Source organism: Paenibacillus sp. CR_12, from assembly GCF_041953985.1.
GTDB classification, from domain to species: Bacteria; Bacillota; Bacilli; order Paenibacillales; family Paenibacillaceae; genus Paenibacillus_AQ; species Paenibacillus_AQ lautus_A.
Window position 1 is genome coordinate 580,789 of sequence record NZ_JAVFHO010000004.1, and the last position, 24,135, is coordinate 604,923.

The following is a 24,135-nucleotide window of genomic DNA, read 5'->3' on the forward strand; positions in this document are numbered from 1 at the left end:
CATCCCCTAACCGCGGTCTGTCTTCTGAGAAAGTACGTCGATGACGTTTTTCTTATGAAATCCCGACTACTTGCGAAACTGCTGGATCAGAAACAGAATCAACGAACCCACCACGCTGATGACGAGGCAGGTTACGATCGGAAAATAAATTTTGACATTGGGTTTATCCACGACGATGTCGCCCGGCAGCCGGCCGACGAATCGGCCGATGACAGGCCACAGCAGACCGATCACGATCAGAGCGCCGCCAATCCATAGTAGAGCCTTTGTTACAGGATGCACGATATGTCACCTCATTCATCAGAATACGCAGGTTTCCTTGTATCATAATGGATTTGAGGTGCCGACAGCAAGGGCAGGACCGGTCATACCGACCGAACGATCAGCCTTTCACCGCCCCCGCCGTCATCCCGTCAATGAAATATTTCTGGAAGGCCATGAACAAGATGAAAATCGGGATGATCGAGAAAAAGGAGCCGACAATCAATAAATCATAGTTGTTCCCGTAAGGAGTCAACAGCGTCTTCAACCCGATCGGAAGCGTGTACTTGCGATCATCGCTGAGCACCATGAACGGCCATAGGAAATTGTTCCAGCTGTTCATGCCGTTCAGAATCGCCATGGCTGCAAAGGACGGCTTCATCACGGGCAGGATCAACCGAACATAGATCCCGTATTCGCTGGCCCCGTCGACCCGACCTGCCGCAATCATTTCTTTTGGAACCCCTCTTAAATACTGCCTGAAGAAGAAAATCGTGGCCGCGCTTGCGATCCCCGGCAGCACAATCGCCGAGTACGTATTCATGAGGCCCAGATTGTACGTCAGGGAGTATAACGGAAGAAGAAGAATTTCAAAAGGAACCATCATAATCAAAAGCACGCAGATAAACAAGAAGTTCTTGCCGATGAAATCATAGGCTGCAAACCCATAGGCAACGGTTGCGCTGACCAGCAGGGTTAACGTAACCTGCACCACCGTGAGGAGCAAGGAGTTAAAAAACCACATGAAGTAGGAGTGATCGCCCGTAAACAGGTAAGCGAAATTGTCCAAGCTCATCACCGACAGATCAAATTTCAAATTCAGGCCATACCGGATCAAATCCTCGCCGGGTTTGAAGGAAGCGATGGTGACGGCATAAAAAGGCACCAGGATCAGAAAGCACAGTATGGAGAACAAGATCAAGAGGATTATTTTGACCAGCGTTTCTCTTCTCATCCTCAATCCTCCTTCTTGAACATGCCGGAGAGCTTCAGCTGCGTCAGGTTAATGATCATGGTGATTGCCAGCAGCACGATCCCTACAGCGGCGGCATAACCCAAATTGTTCTTCTCGATGCCTTGACGGTACAGGTAACCGACGATCGTGAGGCCGATATTCTTCGGAGAATTGTTGCCGTTCCAGAGCATCATGCTTTCGATAAACATGGCAAGCCCCGCATAAATGCTGATCGTTAACACATAAATCGTGGTCGGCTTCAACAAAGGCATCGTGATTTTGGTAAACTTCTGGAAGGCCGAGGCACCGTCGATGGATGCCGCCTCGTAATATTCACCCGGAATGTTCTTGAGTCCCGATAAAAAATATAGCATATTGACCCCCGTCCACCGCCAAGTGGCGAGAGCCACCAGCGCGATAAAGCCGGTGACCTGTCCCTTCAGAAACTTCACCGGATCGATCCCGAACCACCCCAGGATGCTGTTGATCAGGGATCCTTCCATCTCGCCGAACATGAGCCGGAAGATGGTGCCTGCCACAACGACCGACGTCAGTGCAGGGAAGAAAAAAGACGACTTGAAGAACTCCCTTCCCCACATGAACTTGTTGTTGATCAGCACCGCGAACAGCATTGGAAACGGAATCAGGATCAGGAGCGTCAACACCATGTAAATCGCGCTGTTCGTGACTGCCTTCAAAAAGACGCCGTCCCCCATCAGCTTCCCGTAATTAGCCAAGCCGACCCAATCCGCTTCCTGCCCCAGCTGCGTTTTCTGAAAGCTCATGCTGAATGAGCTGCCGAGCGGAAACACCCAGAATACGAGGAATACCAGAATAAACGGCAGGACAAACACGTAAGGAGCAACCTTTTGAGAGTACAGAAATTTTTTAATCATGATTCGACTCCTTTGAATGAGAGCCGCTCACCGACGATCCATGAGCAGCTCTTCGTTTTTGTACCGTATAAGCGAACGTTATTTCAATTCCTGTTCGATTTGCTTCTGGGCGTCATTCAGGGCTTCGGTAATGTCCTTGCCGTCCTCAAAAATCTCGTTGAAGGTGGTTGTGCACAGGACGTTGTTGATGGTGGGCGATGCGGAGGTCGATTTGATTAAACGGATTTCATCCCGGATCTCATTCAGGACATCGAACGGGTTATTGACGAAATATTTCACGAACTGATTCTCGGCATTGTGCGTAACATCCTTCATATCCCAGACGTCCATATTGACCGGATCGAATCCAAGCGTGTTCCAAATTTCTTTATTGGCATCCAGGGACAGTTTGGCGAAGGCCAGAAAATCTTTTGCCAGCTGCACGTCTTTTGCCGTCTTGGTCACGACCGTGCCGGTTCCGCCGCCGCCAACCGACCGGGGCATTCCTTCTTCGATGACCGGAATCGGCGCGATGGCTATTTTTCCCGACAAATCGGACATGTAATTGGTATATCTGGACATTTGCCATAACGGCATGAAAGCCGTGGCATAATTTCCTGCATTAAACTCGCCGTAGGCCTCTTCGGTGTCAGGCTGACCGCCGGCGATGGTCGCGATGACATTGCTGTCCTGCAGATCCTTGAGCAGCGTCATGGCCTTCACCATCGGCTCCGAATTCACGATCGGATTGCCGGAATCGTCCGTCAGATCCGCGCCTTGCTGAGCGAGCAGCATGGAAGCTTGCCAAGCTGCGCTTGTATCGGCCGTCCCCATATACTTGCCGGTTTTTTCATACACCTGGATACCGGCCTGCTTGAAATCCTCCCAAGTCACGATATCCTGATAATTGACCCCGGCCTCCTCCAAAATCTCGGTATTATAGAAGGCGACGGAAGCTCCGACATGGGTCGGGATGCCGTAATTCACATCCTCCTTGCTGTAAAGGTCGATACGGGATTTCACGATGGTATCCCGGTATGGATCAATGACGTCGTTGAGCGGTTCAAGCTGCGGCGTGCCGGCAAGGAAATCCGGAAATTTCCCAAGCTCGATATCCGCAATGTCGGGGGCACCCGTCCCCGATTGAACCGCGATGGATAATTTGTTATGCATGTCGTCATAAGGCATGACCGTTACGTTCAGCTTGATCTGGCGATCGGGGTTCTCCGTGTTCCATTTGCCCAGCATTTTCTCGAAGTGCTGGCCGTGCAGCTCAACAAACGTCCAATACGACAGCTCCGTAGCGCTTTCTCCCGCCCCCCCGTCCAGGACCGAGGTTTCGCCGCCGGCATTGTTCGATTTGCCGCATCCCCACAGGAAGAGCGTCATACATAACACCATGAATACAATCATCCATCTTTTCATCATCTTACTGGACCTCCCTTAATTTTCGTTCATACAAACCTACACTTCGAACATCGGTACTTCTGCTATTCCTCAGAAATAAAGCGCTTTCATATTGTGTGTAATTTGATATGAGTGTTTGGGAGACGGGGCAGCCCACATCGAGGACCGCCCCCTTGCTGTTATTAGGCTTTTTTCAAGCGGATGACGTTCCATGATGCCTTGGCAAGCCTTGCGTTAACCATACCGTTATCGAGTTTCGCGCCCCCCTGATGATGAGGCTTTACTTTTTCCTCGGATGCGGTGTTCACCGCTTTCAGATCCTCATGCTCCAGCACGATATGCTCCAACAGCCGGTAACCTTCAAAACTGCGAACATCGCATTCGAGCTCCAAGGCTTCCTCCAGATGGCGGTTCACGGCAAAAATCGTAATTTCTTCATCCTCTTCGTTATGAACGACCGCGCTGTCCAGATAAGGAACGTCGGTAAAGTCCTTGGAATCGTATTTCGGCGAGTCGACGATCGGCAGCAGGGATACGCCCCGGCCAAATTTGGATGCATGAAGATACGGATAAAAGATCGTCTGCTTCCAAGATCGTCCGCCGTTCTCGGTCATGATCGGAGCGATCACGTTCACGAGCTGTGCCAGGCAAGCCATCTTGACCCGGTCCGCATGGCGCAGGAACGTGATCAGCATGCTGCCCACAAGAATCGCATCCTCGAAGTTGTACACATCCTCCAGCTGAGGGGGAGCGATGCTCCATGGATCAATCTGCCTGTCGGCGTCATTGGAATGATACCAGACATTCCACTCATCGAAACTCAGATACATCGTCTTTTTGCTGCGTTTCTTGGCCTTGATGTAATCGCAGGTGGATTTCACCGTATGAATAAAGTGGTCCATATCGAGCGTAAGTGCCAGGTAATTGGCGGTATCGTTATTACGGTTGCCGTAATATTGATGCAGGGATATGTAATCGACCGCCTCATACGTATGATCCAGCGTTACGGCTTCCCATTCAGGGAATGTCGGCATGCCCGTGCTCGAGCTTCCGCAGGAAACCAGCTCAATGGTCGGGTCGACGAGCCGCATGGCTTTTGCCGTTTCGAGCGCAAGCCGGCCGTACTCTTCGGACGTTTTGTGTCCGATCTGCCAAGGTCCGTCCATCTCGTTGCCGAGGCACCAGGTCTTGATCTTGTGCGGCTGTTCAAAACCATGGCGGCGGCGCAGGTCGCTCCAATACGTGCCTCCCGGATGGTTGGTGTATTCCAGCAAGTTTCTGGCGGCATCGATCCCCCGCGTCCCCAGATTCACGGCCATCATGACATCCGAGCCTACTTCCTTGGCCCAGGATATAAACTCATTCGTGCCGACATCGTTCGGCTCCAGCGTTCTCCAAGCCAGCTCCAGCCGTTTTGGCCGTTCGGCAACAGGCCCCACGCCATCTTCCCAGTTATACCCCGAAACGAAATTCCCGCCGGGATACCTGATAATCGGGACGTCCAGCTCCTTGATCAATTCCTTTACGTCATTCCGAAAACCGTCCGCATCCGCGGTTTCATGGCCGGGCTCGTAAATCCCGCCATATACTGCGCGGCCTAGGTGTTCAATGAATGAACCATAAATGCGGTTATCAACTTGCGCGATCCGAAACGACTTATCCACGATCATTCGTGCTTTCATGTTCTCAGCTGCCAAGTTCTTCACCTTCCGTTTGATATAATTGTAAAACAATTCAAATATAATTAAATGAATTCGTTTTCAAATTTAAAATATCATATGAGGGAGTCTCTGTAAATATAAAAATGTAAAATGATTTATATAAATAAAAAATAAATTTTCATGATCAAAAAAAACAGTGCATTTTCTGTCGAAAATAGCCGAAATCACTTGTTTTTCGCACTCCTAATTTAATATAATCCTCAAATAAAAGCGTTTTCAGCATCGATTTTATTGTTTCACGCACAAGTTTTCTTAAGATTTTGAACACATCTTTATTTCACGCTCATATTGATTTATAATTATTTGAAATAAACGTTTGCAAACATCCCATCCTTATAAATCCCTTAATCGGAAGAAGGTTTGAAATAAGATGATCTACATTAAAGATTTAATGAGCGGACTTGATATCTTCAAAGCGCTCAGCTCCGAGATCCGCATTCAAATTTTGGAGCTGCTGGCCAAGAATCAAAGCCTGAACCTGAATGATCTCGCAAACAGGCTGAACCTTAGCAATGGCGCCATTACCATGCATATCAAGAAGCTGGAGGAAAGCGGCTTGATCGAAATCCATACCACGGGCGGGAAGCATGGCATCCAGAAGATCTGCTATCTGAATAAAGACACCTTGATGGTCGATTTGCGAAGCAAGGATATTAATAATCTGTACGAGGTGGAAATTCGGGTCGGCCATTACAGCGACTACCAAGCCATCCCGACCTGCGGACTTGCGACCAAGGACAGCATCATCGGGGATTTCGACGATCCGCGCTATTTCGCCGATCCGGAGCGCATCAATTCGGAGATTATTTGGCTGACCGAAGGTTTCCTGGAATATCGGATCCCGAATTATTTGAAATCCAACCAATCGTTCCGCGAGATCCAATTCTCCTTGGAGCTGGGGTCTGAAGCACCGGGACATTGCGATAATTACCCGTCGGATATTTTCTTTTACGTCAACGGGATCGAAATCGGCAGCTGGACAAGTCCGGGGGATTTCGGGGACAAACGCGGTACCTTCAACCCTGAATGGTGGCCACCCCACTTGAACCAATACGGCATGCTGAAGCTCATCCGAATTAATAAAGAAGGCAGCTTTATCGACGGGTGCCGCATTTCGGATGTCGGTTTGGACCAAATACAGCTCGATTACAAGAGCGAGCTTACCTTCAGGATTGCCGTTAACGAGCAGTCGGTGAATAAACGCGGCTTAACCATTTACGGCAAGCATTTCGGAAACTACAGTCAAGATCTGTTGGCCCGCGTTCTGTATGATGTGAAGGAAGGATAAGAGAACGACGCAAAAAAGGCCTCTCTATGATCATTCGATCATGTAGAGGCCTTTTTTAGCTAAACGGAATACCTTCTATAACCTTATCAGCAAGCCCATTCTTTAGGTCGGCGGACGGACATGGCCCGCTCTCTGCTGTGCTATCTGTATGAAGTCACAGGTTGTCCTGCCCCGTCAGCCTCGTTCAGTGCCCTCAGGATGGTATGACGGTCGCGCAGCTTATGCGCCTCCCGCAGGCTCTCCCCAAACAGCTCCTCATCAATGCCAAGCTCCTCCAGGCTGGAAGGACCTCCCGCTTGCCGCAGCAGCCCGGCGATCTCCTCCTTCGAAGGAACCTTCCGAAGCCACTCCCGAACCTGCTCCCCATACGTCTCCCAAAGCTTGGGCTCGGCATAAGGATACACTCGTTGATCAGCCGCAGCATGGTAAAGGCTCGATATCTCGCTGCAGGCTACCCCTACCTTGGCGCCATGAAGCAGCGCCCGGTTGCCGCGGCGCAAGTACTCCATCTCCCAGTAATGCGACAAATGATGCTCTGCCCCTGAGGCAGGATGGGACTGCCCGAACAGCAGCATCGCGATCCCGGATTCAATCAAAGCCGTCATCAGAATGCGGATGCCTTCCTCCGTGCGCTGGCCGATGGCCTCCACGTGCTGGATGCAAGATTCCAGTGCCCGCTCCGTGATTTCTGCCACTTGGCCATCATAGGGCTCGCCGGCCGTGGTCGAGGAGAATCTCCAATCCAGCAGCGACGTATATTTGCCGAGCATATCGCCAAACCCCGCCGCTATAAGCGGCTGCGGGGCTTTCGCAAGGATATCCGGGTCGGCGAATATGGCGATGGGAGCCGTTGCAGCATAGGTCTGCTTGATCCCCCGAACCACGATCGGCGCGCCGGCCGAAGTAAAGCCGTCTACCGAAGGTGCCGTAGGTACAGAGACGAACGGCTTCCCGCACCGATGAGCGACAAAGCGGGTAATGTCATGAAGGGTACCGGATCCGGCAGCGATGAGGCATCCTGTCCGCTCTGGCTCCACCTCGATAAAAAGCTGCATCAGCGAGCGTTCATCCGCCACCACGTCGCCTAACTCATCAGGCTGGATCAAGCACAGCCGGGGTTCCAGACCTTCCGCTTCCAGCCGCTCCATCAGCGTTTGACCCGCAGCTTCATACGTATTCGCATCGGCCACCACGATCGGTGAATTGAGGCCCTGCCGTTTAAGGTACGCGGGCACAGCTGAAATAGCGCCGGGCTCCAGCTCCATCGTTTCAAGTCCGCGGAACGCCGGCCGGACTTCCCTCATTCGGCTCATTAAACCTTTTGCTTCGTTCAAATAATCCGTCATACAGCTCCTCCCCTTTCATCCCATCCCATGTTGACGATCCAAGCATCTGGTCTATATTTGTCTCAAAGGACGTCCCGCCCTCTATATGCAGAGCGGGACGATCCTCTTCTGGTCTTGCGCTGCTCCGCCAGCCTATTCTGCCGTCTGCTTAATCCGCTTCAGCCGTTTCATGACGTCGTTTTCCCCGCGGCCGAAATAATCATGCAGCTTGCTGTATTCCTGATACAGCTGCTCATACACTTCCACATGCTCCGGTATCGGCTTGAAGGTCTCTTCCTTCACCCGCGCCATCTTTTCGGCCGCATCGATAATGGAATCATATCCGCCTTTCGCCTGACCCGCCGCCACTGCGGCGAACATCGCGGCACCAAGCGCCGGCGTCTGTTTGGAATCAGCCACATAGATTTCGCGATTGGTAACGTCCGCATAAATCTGCATCAGGAGACGATTCTTTTGCGGCAGTCCGCCGCATGCATAGAGAGCATCCACAGCCACGCCGTTCTCATGAAAGGCGTCCACGATTTTGCGCGTGCCGAAAGCCGTCGCCTCCAGCAGGGCGCGATAGATTTCCTGCGGCTTCGTCAACAGCGTCATCCCTAACATCAACCCGGTCAGATCCGTATCCACCAGCACCGAGCGGTTGCCGTTCCACCAATCCAGCGCTAGCAGACCACTCTGGCCCGGTTTGTATGCAGCCGCTTCCCGTTCCAGCCATTGATGCACACCGATTCCTTCCTCGGTCGCAGCCTCCTTAACGTACGCGGGAAGCGCTTCCTCAACGTACCATTCAAAAATATCGCCCACCGCCGATTGCCCGGCTTCATAACCGTATAATCCCGGAATGATGCCGTCTTCGACGACGCCGCACATCCCTTCGACCTGCTTCTCTTCCGTGCCGAGCAGCATATGGCAGATCGAGGTCCCCATGGCCATGACCAGCTTGCCCGGTGTTACGACGCCGACCGCCGGTACTGCGGCATGCGCGTCAACGTTGCCGACGGCCACGGCTATGCCAGGCGTTAAGCCCATCATTTCCGCCATCTTCTCGGTCAAGCCGCCGGCGCTGCTCCCAAGGGGACGGACTTCTCCGCGCAGCTTCGTATCAGCCAGATCCTCCAATCTGGGATCCAGCGCTTTAAAGTAATCCTTGCTTGGATATCCGTCTTGCTTATGCCATATCGCCTTGTAACCAGCCGTACAGCTGTTGCGGACAATATGGCCGGTCATTTGGGAGATGACCCAATCCGTGGCCTCCAGGAACCGATCCGCGCGTTCATAGATGGCCGGCGCCTCGTCAAGAATCTGCCAGACTTTGGCTATCATCCATTCGGATGAGATCTTCCCGCCATAACGGGGCAAAAAAGCTTCTCCGCGCTCAGCGGCGATCGCGTTGATCTTGTCTGCTTCCGGCTGGGCCGCGTGATGCTTCCACAGCTTAACCCAGCTGTGCGGCTGATCGGCCAGCTCCGGGTGGAAGCAGAGCGGCTCGCCAAGCTCGTCAACCGGCAGCATGGTGCAAGCCGTAAAATCGATGCCGATGCCGATCACATCCGCCGGATCAATGCCGGATTGTTGGATGACGGCAGGCACCGATACCTGCAGAACCTCCAGATAATCCCCCGGATGCTGAAGCGCCCAGTCATGCTCCAGCCGCTTTCCGGAACCCGGCAGAAACTCATCAATAACATGGTGCCGATAAGGCGTTACATGATCCGCCACTTCCTGCCCGTTCGCCAGATTTACCAATACCGCACGTCCGGACTGCGTTCCGTAATCGACACCAATGGTGTATTTATTCCCCATCTCATTTCCTCCTACCGATGAAATCATGAATGATGAATATATGCGTTACTTTTGACCGTAATAAGCATTAACTCCATGCTTCCGCAAAAAATGGCGATCCAGCAGCGTCTGATCCATCGGTTCGGTTTCGGGATTGATCTGCTGCATCCGGGCTGCAATCTTGGCGCACTCCTCCAGCACCACCGCATTATGCACGGCGTTATGGGCATCCTTGCCCCACACGAACGGCGCATGGGAATGCACAAGCACCCCGGGCACCATGTTCGGATCCAGATCCGCGAATCGTTCAACGATGACATTGCCCGTCTCCAGCTCGTAGGCCCCTTCGATTTCTTCCCGGGTCATGGGCCGCGTAACCGGAATCTCCCCGTAAAAATAGTCGGCATGCGTCGTTCCGTAAGCAGGCAGCGCGCGACCCGCCTGAGCCCAGCTCGTTCCCCATGGCGAGTGGGTGTGCACAATCCCGCCGATCTCCTTAAAGTTCTGATACAGCACCAGATGAGTCGGGGTGTCGGAGGAAGGGCGCAAATCCCCTTCAACGACATTCCCCTTCAAATCCAGCACGACCATGTCGTCCGCTTTTAAATCCTCGTACGGCACGCCGCTCGGCTTAATGACAAACAGTCCGCGTTCACGGTCGATGCCGCTGACGTTTCCCCATGTAAAGGTAACGAGCCCGTACTTCGGAAGCTCCAGATTCGCCTCAAGCACCTGCTGCTTCAAATCCTCCAACATGAACAACCGCTCCTCTCCAGCCTTGAAAATATAGTTGTACGTACAAGTCGGCAAGCAAGGGTCCGAAATATCGGACCTTAAACTCCCTATTCTCTATCGTTTGTCTACCGATTCTCTCTCCACAAGCTCCGGTTGATAAACCGTATCCTCAAATACGGTATGATGCTCGATCATGCTGATCAACTGCCTGGCCGCCATGATCCCCATCTCCGTCTTCGGGTGGGTCATCGTCGTCAGCTTCACGCCGGAAGCAACGGCTAGGGTGGAATCATCGAAACCGACCATGGACACGTCCTGCGGAATGTGCAGCCCGCATTCCCCTGCCGCCTCCGCCAAAGACACGGCCAGCTCGTCGTTATAACATACGAATCCCGTCGGCCGCTGCCCGATCGGCTGCTTCAGCAATTGGACGGCCTGTTCATAAGGGAAACGGCCCTTCTGTTCCGTTGTATACGTAACCACCCGCTCCGGCGAAACGGGAATGCCCGCCTCCCGATGCGCCCGCAAGAAGCCCTTCAGCCGGTTTACGCCCTGAAGGTCGTCCCGCTTGAAGAATCCGGCAATCGCCGAATGGCCGTTCTCGATCAAATGCCGCGTAGCCTTGTAACCGCCAAGCTCATCGTCCAGCTTAAGGCAAGGGCATTCCAGTTCCCGATACTTCTCGTTGATCATCAGAAACGGAATCCCCTTCTCCTGCAGGGACAGGAAATATGTCAGATTCGGATTGCCCTCCGCGCTCTTGGTCGGCTCGATAATCAGCCCGCTCAGCGGCTGGCTGGTCATGAGCTGAAGGCTCTCCATCTCCTTCTCCTTGTTGTTGTCGGTGCTGGAGAGCAGCAGGCGGTATCCCTTGCTGCGCAGCTCCGCCTCCGCTCCCCTGACGATATGCGGGAAAATATAATCCGAGATGTACGTCGTCATGATGCCGATCGTCTTGACCTGCTCGCTTTCCCGCCGCTCCGGATTGCGGGCAAAGGTTCCTTTGCCTTGAATCCGTTCGAGCCAGCCTTCCTGCTCCAGCTCGCCGAAGGTTTGGCGGACCGTCTGGCGGCTTACGCCGAACTGGTCCGCGATTTCATGCTCCGAAGGAACCTGTTTGCCTGCTTGAAGCCGGCCGGATTCAAACCACGAGAGCAGTTCGTTTTTTAATACAATATATTTGGGTATCCGTCTATTATTCATCATTCACCTCTAGCCTCACGCACTCATTATATTAGGATCCCCTGCAATCCTAAGCTATCTCGCTATTGTAACACAGGCTAGGCGAATACCGACAGAACCAGTTACCGCAGACGGTATGCGGCTTCGCTCCAGCGGAGCTCGTTCTTGAAGCGCGGTATCGTTGTATCCTTGTCGATAATGACCGCTTCAATGCCGGCCATCTCCGCCCAATCGCTTAAGTGTTCGGCCGTCATGGCATAAGAGAGAACGGTATGATGCGCGCCGCCGGCCAAAATCCACGCTTCCGCAGATTCGCGAAGGGATGGCTGCGGCTTCCACAGCACGCGGGCTACCGGCAGCTTCGGCATCGGCTGCTCCACCTTGACGCCGTCCACCACATTCACCAGCAGTCTGAAGCGGTGCCCGAGATCAATCAGGGAAGCATTGACGGCAGGGCCGTCTTGGCCGTTAAACACGAGTCGTGCCGGATCCCCCTTGCCTCCAATCCCGAGCGGATGAACCTCAAGCGTGGGTTTATCCAGCGCGATGGTCGGGCATACCTCCAGCATGTGCGATCCGAGAATCATATGATTTCCCGGCTCGAAATGATAGGTGTAGTCCTCCATGAAGGATGTGCTTTTATTGTCTGCAAGCACCTTCAACACGCGTGTCAGGGCCGCTGTTTTCCAATCGCCTTCCCCGCCGAAACCGTAACCGGACTCCATCAAGCGCTGCACGGCGAGTCCCGGGAGCTGCTTCATTCCGTGCAGATCCTCGAAGGTCGTCGTGAATGCGCCGATGCCGCCTTCCTCGAGGAAACGGCGAAGCGCAATCTCGATCCGGGCTTGGTACGCGATCGAATCGCGCACGGGACCGTCGCTAAGCCCTTCCTTGGTAATCGAATACGACTCCGCGTATTCGTTCAGGAGCGCCTTGACCTCTTCATCGCCGACTTCGTTCATGGACTGCACAAGGTCGCCGATGCCGTAACCGTTCACGGACCAGCCAAGCTTGATTTGCGCCTCCACTTTGTCCCCTTCGGTTACCGCTACCTGACGCATATTGTCGCCGAAGCGGGCCACCTTCAGCCTGCGGCTTTCGGCATAGGCCGCGGCAGTCCGCATCCAGCCGGCAATGCTGCCGCGAACCTCCCCGTCTTCCCAGTGGCCCACGACGACCTTGCGTGCGATGCCCAGACGAGCACCGATATGGCCATACTCGCGGTCGCCGTGAGCGGACTGGTTCAGGTTCATAAAGTCCATATCAATCGTTTCCCAAGGAATGTCCCGGTTGAATTGGGTATGGAAATGAAGAAGCGGCTTCTGCAACTGGGATAGGCCCGCGATCCACATTTTGGCCGGGGAGAACGTGTGCATCCACGTCATGATGCCTGCGCAGGACTCATCGTTGTTAGCCTCAAGAATCAGGTTGTATATTTCATCGGGTGTCGTTACGATCGGCTTGAATACAATGGGGTACGTAAATACAGGATCTTTGTCAAACTCCGTTGCCACGATCCGGGAGTGCTCGGCGACCTGCTCCAGCGTTTCGGGACCATACAAGTGCTGGCTTCCGGTGACAAACCAAAAAGAATGCGGTTTCAAATTCATGATTATAACGCCTCCTGTACGAATGATTGCTCACTAACTTGTACATACCTTTATATATAAATAAATGATCATTAAAAACATGTACGTACAAGTTGAATCACTCACATTCTACCCCCGCATCTCCAAAATAGCAAGATCAAAATAAAAAAAAGAGCTGCCCTATAGGTAACAACGAACCCATAGAGACAACCTCTATCATTCAAATCTCATTGACGGTCTACCTTCAAATGCGAACCAGCTTTCATGAAAACTCTTTAGACCGTCAAATAATGCTCGAACTGCTCTATATCGATGGCATCCTGCACCCCTTCGGCTACGATCGTCCCTTTATCCATGACATAGATATAATCGGCCACGCTTCGGACGAATTCGATGCTCTGCTCCACCAGAACGACCGACGTTTCTCCTTTGGCTTTGATCCCGCGGATGACGTCTTGAATTTCCTCCACGATGGAAGGCTGGATGCCTTCGGTCGGCTCGTCGAGCAGCAGCACCTTGGGCCGGGAGGCAAGCGCCCTCGCGAAAGCAAGCTGCTGCTGCTGTCCTCCGCTTAGGTCACCGCCTTGGCGGTGATACATTTGCGGCAGTACCGGAAACAAGGCTAACACATCCTCCGGGAATGCCTTCGTACGAGGCACGCATGGCTCAAGGCCGAGCAGGAGATTCTCTTTTACAGTGAGTTGAGGGAAAATCTCGCGCCCTTGCGGGACATACCCGATCCCGCCTCTTGCTCTCTTTACGGAATCCCAGCCGGTAACCTCCTGCTCGCCAAGGCTCATCCGCCCCTGCCGGATTTTCAATTGCCCGGTTATCGTTCGCATCAGTGTGGTTTTCCCGACTCCGTTACGCCCAACCAGGCATACGATCCTTGCGGGGTCCACGACCATGGACACGCCGCGCAGGACGGCACTCTCCCCATAACCCGATTCAATACCCTGCAGCTTGAGCATTCGCCTCCCTCCTTTTTCCAAGGTAAACCTCGGCCACCAGCGGATCGCGCTGAATCTCCTGCATGGACCCTTCCTTCAGCAGTTTCCCTTCATGCATGACGGTAACCTTGGCGGCAAAAGAACGTACAAACTCCATGTCGTGCTCGACCACAACGACAGAGCATTCCTTAGCAATGCCTTGAAGGAGCTCGCCGGTCTTCATCGTTTCCTCGTCCGTCATTCCCGCTACCGGTTCATCCAGCAGCAGAAGCCGCGGCTTCTGAAGCAGCAGCATGCCGATCTCCAGCCACTGCTTCTCTCCATGCGACAGGGAACCTGCCCGAACATGAAGCCGATCGGGAAGTCCGATCAATTCCAGCACCTTCTTCATCTCGAACGTAGTGCATCGATTTCTCCTGACCTTCAGCGCCCGGAGCACGCTTCGGTCCGAATCGACGGTCAGCTCCAGGTTTTCCTTGACGCTCAGATTGGGGAATATCGACGGTGCCTGGAATTTCCGGCCCACGCCGAGACCCGCGATTTCATAGTCCCGCTTCCTCGTAATCTCAAGACCGTCGCCGAGCAGCACCCGCCCCGCCCCAGGCTTAGTCTTTCCGCAGATCACATCCAGCATCGTGGTCTTCCCTGCCCCGTTCGGGCCGATCAGAAAATGCAGCTCATGCTGGCGAAGCGCCAGATTCATGCCGTTTACCGCTACAAACCCGCCAAAGGCCACCGTTATATTTTCCGCGGACAGAACGGTTGGCGACATGCCGATGCCCCTGACCTCCCCATGTGCGGCTAGCGAAACATCAGCTCTCTTTGCGTACGGCTGCATGGACAGTCCCTCCTCTTTTGGATAATGACGAAGCCGCCTTGCTCCACAACCCGGTCAATCCTTTCGGCATCAAGACCACAACGATGACAAACAAAGCGCCCAATACCAGCAGCCACCCTTCGGGATAAGCTTCGCTGATCCCGGTCTTGGCCGCGTTCAGCAGCACGGCGCCGATTATGGCGCCGATCAGCGTTCCCCTGCCGCCAAGCGCGACCCAGAGCACCATTTCAATAGACGGGACGATGCCCATCATGGACGGCGAAATAATGCCGACCTGAAGGACAAACAGCATGCCTGCTAGCCCGGCCAGCCCCCCCGATACGGCAAACGCAAAGGTTTTGTAGCGGGAAGGATCAAATCCCAGAAACCGTACCCGGTTCTCCCCATCCCTCGACGCTTCCAGCACCTGGCCCACGCGGCTGTTCACAATTCTTCTGCATAGAATATAGGCTCCTGCCAAAGCGGCCAGCGTAATAAAATACAATCCTATTTTCGTGGAGGGCGCGTTCAGGTTAAATCCCAAAATGGAGCTGTAGCCCGTAAGCCCGTTCGTGCCCCCCGTCCACTCCTGCTTGCCGACAAACAGCGTAACCACGATCATGACGAGAGCCTGCGTCAGAATCGTAAAATACACGCCGACGATCCGGTTGCGGAACGTAAAGAATCCGAGTATCAACGCCAGCAGGGCCGGCAGCAGCATCCCGAGTATCAAGGCCGCCGGGAACGATCGGAAAGGCTCCCAGAACCAGGGCAGGGACGCCACCCCGCTCCATCCCATAAAATCAGGCAGGGCCGAGCCGCTGGCATCCAGCTTCAGGTACATGGCCATGGCATAAGCGCCCAGCCCGAAGAACACGCCATGTCCAAGGCTCAGAATGCCGCCGTATCCCCAGATCAGGTCAAGCCCGACCGCAAGGATCGCCAAAGCCAAAAATTTCGTTAGCAATCCGAGGCGAAAAGGCGTCGTGAACAAGGGGGCCAAACACATCAGGAGCAGCACCGCGCTCCATAGAATCCGTTTCGATCGGCCGCCGGGGTTTCCTGTCAACCATTTCAGCACCATGCATTCCCCTCCTCTCTAATCCAAACTGCGCGTTCGCAGCGCGACGAGCCCGCGGGGCTTCCACTGCAGGAAGGCCACGATGCAGGCGAACACCAGCACTTTGCCGATGGATGCCGAAGTATAGGTCTCAAACAGCGTGTTGAACACGCCGATGCCCAGCGCTCCTGCAACTGTGCCGACCAGCTTTCCGACGCCGCCCAGCACCACCACCATGAAAGCATCGACGATATAGTAGGTTCCGATCGAGGGTCCGATCGGGCCGAGCAGCGTCAATGCGCAGCCCGCAATACCGGCGATGCCCGAGCCGATCGCAAACGTCAGTCCGTCCACGCGCCGGGTCGAAATGCCGAGACAACCGGCCATGCTTCGGTTCTGCATCACCGCCCGCATCCTACGGCCTTGAACCGTTCTGTAAATATAGAGATACATCGCCGTCAGCACGACGGCCACGAGCAAGACAATGAACAGCCGCTTGTAAGGAAGGATGATGCTTGAGGTGATCGCAAGCCCGCCGTTCAGCCAGGAAGGGCTGGTTACGGCCACGTTCGGTGCGCCGAAGATGAACCTTGCGATCTGCTGCAGCATCATCCCGACGCCCCATGTGGCGAGCAGACTATCCAGCGGTCTGCCGTACAAATGGCGGATAAGCACCGTTTCAAGCAGCCAGCCGACCGCGGCGGCAACCATGAAGGATACTAACAATGCGGCGATGAAATAGGTATCGAACCACGATTTCGGCATATAAGCGGAGAACAAACCTTGGGTAACGTACGTGGAATAAGCGCCGATCATGATCAGCTCGCCATGGGCCATATTAATGACATTCATTAAGCCGAACGTTACCGCCAAACCGAGCGCGATCAATAATAATATCGAGCTGACGCTCAGTCCGTTAAACACCTGCAGGATCGTCATATCCATCCGGGGTGAACCTCCTTTCACGAAAGGCCCGCAGGCCATTCATGCATGAGATGAAGTTTTATTCGCCGCTCAAACCTTTTGCCCAATCGTATGTTTTCAGATAGGGGTCCGGTTTGACGGGTTCGCCCGAGTTCCAGAGCTCCTTGAATTGTCCGTCAGCCTGCACCTCGCCGATGCGCACCGTTTTATGAATATGCTGATTGTCGCCATCGATGGTCACTTTGCCTTCGGGGGCCGCGAACTCAATGCCTTTGGCCGCTTCCTTCACCTTATCCACGTCCGTGGTTCCCGCCTTCTCTACCGCAGCCTTCCACAAATACACCGCGGTATAACCTGCCTCGATCGGGTCGGCCGTGACCCGGTCAGCGCCGTATTTCGCTTTGTATTTATCAACAAAAGCTTTGTTTTCCGGAGTATCCGTGGACTGATAGTAGTTCCAGGCTGCCAGATGGCCCTCCAGGATATCGGCGCCGATGCCGCGGATTTCCTCCTCCGCTACGCTTACGGACAGCGTGGTCATATCCTTGGAGGTAATGCCCGCATCCTTCAGCTGCTTGAAGAAGGCCACATTACTATCGCCGTTCAGCGTGTTATAGACGATATCGGGTTTCGCATCTTTGATCTTGGCTATAATCGTGCTGAAATCGGTGTGGCCGAGCGGCGTGTATTCCTCTCCCGCCAGCTCGCCGCCCTCGGCCGTCAGCTGGGCCTTAATGATCTTGTTGGCCGTTCTTGGGAACACATAATCGGAGCCGAGCAGAAACATTTTTTTGCCGCGGTTCTCGAGCAGCCAGGACACCGAAGGCACGATTTGCTGATTGGTTGTTGCGCCCGTATAGAAAATGTTAGGTGAGGATTCCAGCCCTTCATATTGAACCGGATAGAATAAAAGACCGTGGTTTTGTTCGAAAACAGGGAGCATGGCTTTCCGGCTGGCGGAGGTCCAGCCTCCGAATACGGCGGCAACCTTATCCTGCTGCAGCAATTTGCCCGCCTTCTCCGCGAAGGTCGGCCAATCCGAGGCGCCGTCCTCGATCACGGGTTCGATTTGCTTGCCGAGCACGCCGCCCGCCGCATTGATCTCTTCGATCGCAAGCATCTCGGCATCCTTAACGGACACCTCGCTGATCGCCATCGTTCCGCTGAGCGAGTGAAGAATGCCGACCTTGATCGAATCGCCTGCCGCTTCTACCGGCGGGCTCCCGTTACCCGCTCCGGCGGTTGGAGCGGTTTCCTTTTCCGTCACGCAGCCTGACATTAAAATGGCGCATAATACAAACGAGGCCCATCCTTTAACGATTAAGCTTTGTTTTTTCATTGGCTCCCCACTCCCTTTTTCCGTTTCCGAACATTCCGTCTATAACCTCTCTACTCTGTTCGTTATTCCACATTATAGTTGCCTTATATTTCCTGTGTCAATAATTCTTACATAATTTTATTTCATTTTTTCATTTTTAGTAAAATTGTCGTGTGAATCCCCTATTTTGTGTTATATAAAATAACATTAAGTTTGTGATTATATAATGATAGAATGAATTTTCTTTATAACGTGTTATTTTTATTGACGTAAAATAAAAAAACAGCCCTTGATTTCTCAAGAGACTGCCGTCGTTCATTATTTATCTGGTCATGTTCCTCTTCGAAATCGTAATCGGCACCCGGTCCGGATAATCCGTAATGATACCGTCAACGTTAATTTGAAGCACATAAGGTATTTGCAGCATATCCCGAATGGTCCACACCATCGTTTTCATCCCCGATTGATGGATCTTTTGGACCAGGCCCTTGGAGACGAGCCTCATCGATATACTCACGTAGTCCGCGTACGCCTTCATATTATCCAGCCGCTGCTTGGATAAGTCGCCCGCATTGGTGATAACTACGCCAAGCGGGATATCGGGCATCAGCTGGCGGAACCGAACCAGCGAGTCCGTATCGGCAGACTGTACGATAATCAGGTCCTTGTACATTTGTCCTTCAGTCTGGGCGGCATATCTTCTCAGATCGCCAGCAACCTTTTGCTCGATGCCCGGGTACCGGGAGGGCGATTTCAATTCGATCAGCAATCCGATCCGGCCACCGAAGTGCTCAAGCACCTCCGCCAATGTCGGAATGATTTCTCCTTTGAACGACGAATCGTACCACGAACCCGCATCCAGCCGCCGCAGTTCCTCCAAGGTTAGGCCGCCCACTTCGCCTTGCCCGTCGGTGGTTCGCTCAACCGTGGAATCATGGATCACCACGACCTCTCCATCCTTGCTCAGCTGAACATCCAGCTCCAGCATATCCGCTCCCATGTCAAACGCTTTGACAAACGCAGCCATCGTATTCTCAGGCGCATAACCCGACGCCCCCCGATGGGCGATATTGACCCAGGACTCGTCGCGTTCATCCCCGGACCTGATCCAGGCCTCTCGTTCCCTGGCATGATGAAATGGATAATGAGGCACGTCGGCTGCCGTTTGGGAACCGGTTACTGCCAGCAGAGCAGCAAAGATAACCATCATTCTTTTCATAGGGCTTCCCATCTCCTAGTCCTGCTTTGTTCGCTTTATAACTTCCTAACTAGCGTTCGTCCGCTCATCCTTTGTCATATCTTCTCAAGCTAATTCTTCCCTTTCCTCCCCCTTTTCAGTCGGTAAAAATGGAGGAAAACGGCTTTTCAAGACTCAACAATTCGTTCATTTTGAATTTTGGCTATTGTAATATGAACGTAAATGGAGTAATTTGTACTTATATGAACATTATGAATGGATTATAAAATGACTCTTAAGGAGATGACATGCAATGGAAAGACGTTATGCCTCACATCCGAATGAAGTGAAACAATTTGACACGGAACGGCTTCGGAAGGAATTCCATATTCCCGTCCTGTTTACGCCCGACAAGCTGGAGCTGGTCCTGACGCATGAAGACCGTTTGATTATCGGGGGGGCCGCACCCGTACGGGAGCAGGTCAAGCTGGATACCGACCTTAAAGAGCTTGGCGTTTCCTCTTTCCTTGAGCGCCGTGAGCTTGGCATCATCAATATCGGCGGACACGGTACCGTCCTGGTTGACGGGACGGAGCATGAGCTGAACAACAAAGAATGCCTGTACGTTGGCATGGGGACCGAAGAGGTCATTTTCCAAAGCACCGATCCGGCCAATCCTGCCAAATTCTATTTGAATTCGGCCCCGGCCCACCAATCGTTCCCGACGGCCAAAGCCACCCTTGAAGAAGCCGATTCCAGCGCTTTGGGCGACATCAAAAATTCCAATGATCGCGTGATCTATCGCTTCATTCATCAAAAAGGCATTCAGAGTGCCCAGCTTGTCATGGGCATGACCCTGCTGAAGGAAGGGAACATGTGGAACACGATGCCTGCCCATACGCATCCAAGACGCATGGAGGCGTATCTGTATTTTGACTTGCCGGAGGATGCGGTCGCCATCCATCTGATGGGTGAACCTAGCGAAACGCGCCACATCGTCATGCGCAACGAACAGGCCGTGATTTCGCCGAGCTGGTCGATCCACAGCGGAGTAGGTACAAGCAACTATACCTTTATCTGGGGCATGGCCGGGGACAACAAACGTTATGATGATATGGACCCCGTGTCCATGAAGGATTTAAAATAGAGGGGAATATCCATTAACCCACGGAAGAGTTGAGAACCATATGAACCCGTTACGACGTTATGAAAAAATAATGGAGTACCTTCTAACCCATAAAGAAGTGACCGTCGCCGATTTGAGCCAGCAGCTTCAGGTAACCGGAAAAACCATACGTGAGGATTTGACCAAGCTCGAGGAGCAGGGTCTGATCGTCCGCGTGCACGGCGGAGCCGTGCTGGCGCACAGCGACCAATTCGGCATTCTGCCCTCAAAAGAACCGCTGGCCAAGCACCCGGATGAGAAGACCGAAATCGCGCAGAAGGCACTGAAGCATATCAACACGGACGACATCATTGCCCTTGACGGCGGCAGCACCACGCTGGAGATCGCCCGCAGGCTGGAGGATATGCCGTTAACAATCATTACGAACGATGTCTATATCATCAGCGAGCTGGCGACCAAGAATCATATCCGGCTGGTCGTTCCGGGGGGCTACCGGGTGCGGAACATGCTCGCAGGCCCGGAAGGCGTAGCGTACGTAACGCAGCTGAACATTCAAAAAGCCTTCGTATCTGCCACGGGCGTCCATCTTGACCATGGGTTGTCCATCTATACCGGGGATTTGATTCCGTTCAAACGGGCCTTAATCGAAACCTCGGCGGAGGTTTATGCCGTCGTCGATCATCATAAATTCGGTCAGACGGCCTTGCGGACTTTTTCATCCTTGCAGGAGATCAGCGGCATCATGACCGATGCGGGACTGTCTCCCGAGACGGTAAAGCAATACGAGGGAGCCGGCGTTACCCTGCTGTAACCGCCCGCTTGAGACTCTTACCTCTATAACGAACGGCCTAGTTTCGTACTGCATCCATTTAGCGAACATATGAGAGGGGATTAACGGAGCATGAACAGGTTTGATTTATCAGGCAAAACGGCGATCGTCACCGGCTCGGCCCGCGGACTGGGGCAAGGCATCGCCATAGCGCTGGCCGAGGCCGGCGCGGATATCGTTGCCGTGTCCATGAATACAAGCGCCGAAACGATTGAAGCCATCAAGGGATTCGGCAGAAAAGCCTCCGAGATTCGGGTCGATTTAAGCGACCAAAGCAAACTTCAGCAGACCTTTGATCAAGCGCTGGAGCTGACCGGGCATGTGGACATTCTGGTAAACAATGCCGGCATTATCCGCCGGACCCCGGCCAAGGATCACGGCGTGCAGGATTGGCTTGACGTGATCGACTTGAATTTGAACACCGTCTTTTTGCTGTCCCAACTGGCCGGGAGACATATGATCGAACGCGGCAGCGGCAAGATCATTAACATTTGCTCCATGCTGTCCTACCAAGGCGGAATCAATGTGCCCGGTTACACGGCGAGCAAGCATGGCGTTGCCGGCTTAACCAAGGCTTTGGCCAACGAATGGGCAGCCAGCGGCATCCAGGTGAACGGCATTGCTCCCGGTTACATCGAAACCGATAACACGGCAGCCATCCGTCAGGACGAGGATCGCCGCACGTCCATTACGGACCGCATTCCGGCCGGACGCTGGGGCAAGCCCGAGGATATCGGAGGCCCTGCCGTGTTCCTCGCTTCCGCCGCTTCGGATTACATGAACGGGCATGTGTTATGCGTGGACGGCGGATGGATGGCCCGTTAACCAAGAAACGGCGTTATCTTTAAGCCTTGCCGTAGTGAGCTCCAACCGATTCTAGCGATAAGAGGCCTTGCGCTTTCTGCTGCTGCCGCAGCCGGAGGAGGCAAGGCCTCTTTTTGTTCGTTACTCTTACGTTGAATTAGTACACGTTATTATGGCCGGGCACTGACATTTCGCGAATATACGAACCATCCTTTGGGACATGCTAACTTTACGAAATGGGCCTCGAAGGACCGTGAATAAAGAAAGGATGGTTTTTGGAGTCATGCGCGGAACAAAATCGATACGTTATGTCAGTCTTGCCTGCTTGCTTTCTCTTTTCGGTTCCATTGTGCTTAGCGGCTGTACGGTGAACAGCAACGACCGGGTCCCGTCCCCGAACATGGGCGTTAATCCATACCGGGTGAACACCGGCTTCCTGCTTCGGAATGCCGTGGAACGCGGAACCCTGCGAATCGCCACGGAACGGGATTATCCCCCTTTCAGTTACCATGGTACAGGCGGAATACTTACGGGATTCGATGTGGAAATCGCTGAAGAGGTTGCCCGTCATATGGAGCTAAAGGCCGAATTCGTTGAGACCGGGTGGGAGAATCTGCTGCCTGGGCTGACGGAAGGCAAATACGACGCCGTCTTCAACCAGATCGAAGACCGGCCGGACCGGCGGGCGCTCTATGATTTTTCCGTCGCTTACTTATCCTCTACCCCCGTCCTCCTGGTTCATTCCTCGGGCGAAGCTCAGATCCGTACCTTTTCGGATATCAAGGGCAAGCGCGTCGGCCTGAACCCAACCGGAATCTATAAGGATATGGCCAAGCGGTACGGAGCGGAAGCGGTCCCGATTAAATATATATCCGACGCCGCTAACATGCTCGCAAATGGAGACCTGGATGCCGTCATTTCGGACCAGCTATCCGCCACCAACCTAAAGCAGCAGTTCCCGGATATACCGGTCGCTGCCGCCGAATCCGCCGATCAAGTATCCGAGATTTCCGCAGCCTTTGTCAAAGGGAATCCGGATCTCGTGGCGGCCGTGGATAATGCCCTGGCTACCATGCAGCAGGACGGAACGTATTTGACCATATGGAACAAATACTTCGGGAACGCTCCGATCAGTTACAAAGGCATTCATGACCGCAAGGTTAAATAAAGCCATTCCTGCCTTGCGCCAAAAAAAGCGCTTGCCCTGCTGGATACCAGCAAAGCAAGCGCCTTTTTATCATGCTTATTATGATTCTTCGGTTGTGGCCTCTTCCGCATTCGCTTCCTCAGCATCCGCTTCACTCTCGGTCTCCGCCGCCTCCACCGCGCGAGGCACGATGACCGTAGCGAGAATTTCCTCTTCCGAAGCGTGTAATGTGATACCCTCCGGCACCTTAAGATCAGCTACCGTGAGCTTGTCCCCAATCTCCAGGGCGGATACGTCCGCTTCCAGGGTAGTAGGCAGATCGCCCGGCAAACCCTCCACTTCGATTTCCGTGACCTGGGTTTGCAGGATGCCCCCGGACTTCGTTCCGGCAGCAGTGCCCTGATAATCCACCGGGATGCTGACACGGACCGGCTTGTTCATGGAGATGCGCAGGAAGTCCACATGGGATACGTTGCCGCGTCTCTTCTGAATATCCTTAATCAACACAGGCACTTTGCCAGAGCCCGGAATATCTAGCTGAAACACCTCGGAACGCCCGGTGTGGAACAGCTTCGCCGTATCCTTGAAATCAACAGCTACGGGGATGCTTTCCTCGCCCGCACCGTATACAACACCGGGAAGTCCGCCGCTTTCGCGAAGCTCTCGGCGAGAAGCCCGGGTAAATTCATCACGCACATTGGCTTTCAGTTGAACTGTGTTTCCTTTTGACATGAGTGACATCCTCCTTTATCGAAAACAAAGTCTATCTCATTATTACCCTATTTACCTGCTAACTAATCATGGAATTTCGATGTTTTAAATGACAATGCAGCGGGTAATAA

At 53.4% G+C, this 24,135-nt stretch carries 22 protein-coding genes; 5 read left to right on the forward strand and 17 right to left on the reverse strand.

The features are described 5' to 3' along the window. Positions 1–66 precede the first annotated feature (66 nt). The 5 genes from RB297_RS18305 to arfA all read right to left on the reverse strand — a co-directional run bounded on the left by RB297_RS18305 (position 67) and on the right by arfA (position 5,180). A complete protein-coding gene (locus RB297_RS18305; protein WP_009591958.1) occupies positions 67–282 on the reverse strand; it encodes a DUF2905 domain-containing protein in 216 nt (71 codons plus the stop codon). A gap of 100 nt (positions 283–382) precedes the next feature. Then, a complete protein-coding gene (locus RB297_RS18310; RefSeq protein ID WP_015734103.1) occupies positions 383–1,216 on the reverse strand; it encodes a carbohydrate ABC transporter permease in 834 nt (277 codons plus the stop codon). Positions 1,217–1,218: 2 nt separating this feature from the next. After that, on the reverse strand, positions 1,219–2,112 hold the full coding sequence (locus tag RB297_RS18315; RefSeq protein WP_036666213.1) for a carbohydrate ABC transporter permease: 894 nt from the start codon (positions 2,110–2,112) through the stop codon (positions 1,219–1,221). Between the two features lie 78 nt (positions 2,113–2,190). Beyond that, positions 2,191–3,519, reverse strand: a complete 1,329-nt coding sequence (locus tag RB297_RS18320) for an ABC transporter substrate-binding protein (RefSeq protein ID WP_015734101.1) — start codon at positions 3,517–3,519, stop codon at positions 2,191–2,193. A gap of 161 nt (positions 3,520–3,680) precedes the next feature. Then, positions 3,681–5,180 (reverse strand): arabinosylfuranosidase ArfA, encoded by a 1,500-nt coding sequence (gene arfA / locus RB297_RS18325; protein ID WP_213579778.1) that lies wholly within the window; start codon positions 5,178–5,180, stop codon positions 3,681–3,683. A 409-nt stretch (positions 5,181–5,589) separates the two neighbouring features. Between arfA and RB297_RS18330 the strand changes: the two genes are divergently transcribed. After that, positions 5,590–6,507 (forward strand): ArsR/SmtB family transcription factor, encoded by a 918-nt coding sequence (locus RB297_RS18330; protein WP_009590874.1) that lies wholly within the window; start codon positions 5,590–5,592, stop codon positions 6,505–6,507. A gap of 140 nt (positions 6,508–6,647) precedes the next feature. Here the strand turns inward: RB297_RS18330 and RB297_RS18335 are convergent, their stop codons facing one another. From RB297_RS18335 to RB297_RS18385, 11 genes are all read right to left on the reverse strand, one after another. Then, on the reverse strand, positions 6,648–7,853 hold the full coding sequence (locus RB297_RS18335) for a sn-glycerol-1-phosphate dehydrogenase (RefSeq protein ID WP_375121083.1): 1,206 nt from the start codon (positions 7,851–7,853) through the stop codon (positions 6,648–6,650). Positions 7,854–7,985: 132 nt separating this feature from the next. Then, a complete protein-coding gene (locus tag RB297_RS18340; RefSeq protein ID WP_096772974.1) occupies positions 7,986–9,656 on the reverse strand; it encodes a ribulokinase in 1,671 nt (556 codons plus the stop codon). 45 nt (positions 9,657–9,701) lie between these two features. Next, on the reverse strand, positions 9,702–10,391 hold the full coding sequence (gene araD / locus RB297_RS18345) for an L-ribulose-5-phosphate 4-epimerase (RefSeq protein WP_096772973.1): 690 nt from the start codon (positions 10,389–10,391) through the stop codon (positions 9,702–9,704). Between the two features lie 93 nt (positions 10,392–10,484). After that, the gene (locus RB297_RS18350; protein ID WP_375121120.1) at positions 10,485–11,573 is read right to left on the reverse strand and encodes a GntR family transcriptional regulator; all 1,089 of its coding nucleotides are present in this window, start codon (positions 11,571–11,573) and stop codon (positions 10,485–10,487) included. Between the two features lie 101 nt (positions 11,574–11,674). Further along, on the reverse strand, positions 11,675–13,162 hold the full coding sequence (araA, locus tag RB297_RS18355; protein ID WP_375121084.1) for an L-arabinose isomerase: 1,488 nt from the start codon (positions 13,160–13,162) through the stop codon (positions 11,675–11,677). A 254-nt stretch (positions 13,163–13,416) separates the two neighbouring features. Beyond that, positions 13,417–14,112, reverse strand: a complete 696-nt coding sequence (gene urtE, locus RB297_RS18360) for an urea ABC transporter ATP-binding subunit UrtE (protein WP_375121085.1) — start codon at positions 14,110–14,112, stop codon at positions 13,417–13,419. Continuing rightward, entirely contained in the window at positions 14,090–14,929 is an 840-nt protein-coding gene (gene urtD / locus RB297_RS18365; protein ID WP_375121086.1) for an urea ABC transporter ATP-binding protein UrtD, read from the reverse strand. The genes urtE and urtD overlap by 23 nt, the downstream gene beginning before the upstream one ends. After that, complete coding sequence (urtC, locus tag RB297_RS18370) at positions 14,904–15,992, reverse strand: urea ABC transporter permease subunit UrtC (RefSeq protein ID WP_015734092.1); 1,089 nt, start codon at positions 15,990–15,992, stop codon at positions 14,904–14,906. Before urtC ends, urtD begins: the two co-directional genes overlap by 26 nt. 15 nt (positions 15,993–16,007) lie before the next feature. After that, positions 16,008–16,913, reverse strand: coding sequence for an urea ABC transporter permease subunit UrtB (urtB, locus tag RB297_RS18375; protein WP_015734091.1), 906 nt, complete (start codon positions 16,911–16,913; stop codon positions 16,008–16,010). A gap of 58 nt (positions 16,914–16,971) precedes the next feature. After that, positions 16,972–18,231 (reverse strand): urea ABC transporter substrate-binding protein, encoded by a 1,260-nt coding sequence (gene urtA, locus RB297_RS18380; RefSeq protein ID WP_375121087.1) that lies wholly within the window; start codon positions 18,229–18,231, stop codon positions 16,972–16,974. Between the two features lie 301 nt (positions 18,232–18,532). After that, the gene (locus tag RB297_RS18385) at positions 18,533–19,429 is read right to left on the reverse strand and encodes a glycerophosphodiester phosphodiesterase (protein WP_375121088.1); all 897 of its coding nucleotides are present in this window, start codon (positions 19,427–19,429) and stop codon (positions 18,533–18,535) included. A gap of 271 nt (positions 19,430–19,700) precedes the next feature. On the opposite strand from RB297_RS18385, the gene kduI reads away from it, so the two are divergent. The 4 genes from kduI (at position 19,701) to RB297_RS18405 (ending at position 23,314) form a co-directional block, all read left to right on the forward strand. After that, positions 19,701–20,534, forward strand: coding sequence for a 5-dehydro-4-deoxy-D-glucuronate isomerase (gene kduI, locus RB297_RS18390; protein WP_009591835.1), 834 nt, complete (start codon positions 19,701–19,703; stop codon positions 20,532–20,534). A gap of 40 nt (positions 20,535–20,574) precedes the next feature. Continuing rightward, a complete protein-coding gene (locus RB297_RS18395; protein WP_192569288.1) occupies positions 20,575–21,324 on the forward strand; it encodes a DeoR/GlpR family DNA-binding transcription regulator in 750 nt (249 codons plus the stop codon). Positions 21,325–21,414: 90 nt separating this feature from the next. Next, positions 21,415–22,167, forward strand: a complete 753-nt coding sequence (gene kduD / locus RB297_RS18400; RefSeq protein ID WP_009591832.1) for a 2-dehydro-3-deoxy-D-gluconate 5-dehydrogenase KduD — start codon at positions 21,415–21,417, stop codon at positions 22,165–22,167. A gap of 262 nt (positions 22,168–22,429) precedes the next feature. Next, complete coding sequence (locus RB297_RS18405; RefSeq protein WP_375121089.1) at positions 22,430–23,314, forward strand: transporter substrate-binding domain-containing protein; 885 nt, start codon at positions 22,430–22,432, stop codon at positions 23,312–23,314. Between the two features lie 78 nt (positions 23,315–23,392). Here RB297_RS18405 and RB297_RS18410 read toward each other — a convergent pair whose 3' ends face one another. After that, positions 23,393–24,025, reverse strand: coding sequence for a 50S ribosomal protein L25 (locus RB297_RS18410; protein ID WP_015734086.1), 633 nt, complete (start codon positions 24,023–24,025; stop codon positions 23,393–23,395). Positions 24,026–24,135: the final 110 nt, after the last annotated feature.